Origin of the sequence: Secundilactobacillus folii, from assembly GCF_009720675.1 — a bacterium.
Classification (GTDB): domain Bacteria; phylum Bacillota; class Bacilli; order Lactobacillales; family Lactobacillaceae; genus Secundilactobacillus; species Secundilactobacillus folii.
In genome coordinates, this window is sequence record NZ_WNJO01000039.1 from 1 (window position 1) to 588 (window position 588).

General features: G+C 50.0%; 1 protein-coding gene. It reads right to left on the minus strand.

Going from position 1 to position 588, the window contains the following annotated elements:
* A partial coding sequence (locus GM612_RS12260) for an Ig-like domain-containing protein (RefSeq protein ID WP_246147766.1) occupies positions 1 to 588 on the minus strand: 588 nt, incomplete at both ends.

Consider the following 588-nt stretch of genomic DNA (forward strand, 5'->3'; position numbering starts at 1 on the left):
TTTGGTGTCACAGTCAGCGTATCACCAGGCGTTACATCAGTACCCTTAACTGGTACCGTGAAGTTACCTTTCCCATCAGAGGTACCGGTGCCGACTGTCTTGCCACCATCGGTGACTGTAACTGTCGTATTTGGTGTCGTCTTACCAGTGACGTCGTAACCAGTATTATCACTATTTGGTGTGGTCTTCACATCAGTAGCCGTATCTGTTGGTACCGTTGTCGTAACGCCCTTGCCACCGGTTGGTGTCACGGTCAATGTATCACCTGGTGTTACATCGGTGCCATCTACTGGAACTGTGAAGTCACCATTCTCACCTGAGGTCGCGGTACCTACTGGTTTACCGTTATCAGTGACCGTAACCGTAGTATTTGGCGTCGTATTACCAGTGACATTGTAGCCAGTATTCTTATCGTTTGGTGTCGTTGTCACATCTGTGATCGCAGCTGTTGGAACTGTCGTTTCAACACCGGTACCACCGGTTGGGGTTACCGTCAGCGTATCGCCTGGCTTGACATCGGTACCCTGAACTGGAACTGTGAAGTCACCATTCTCATCTGAAGTCGCGGTACCTACTGGTTTACCATCC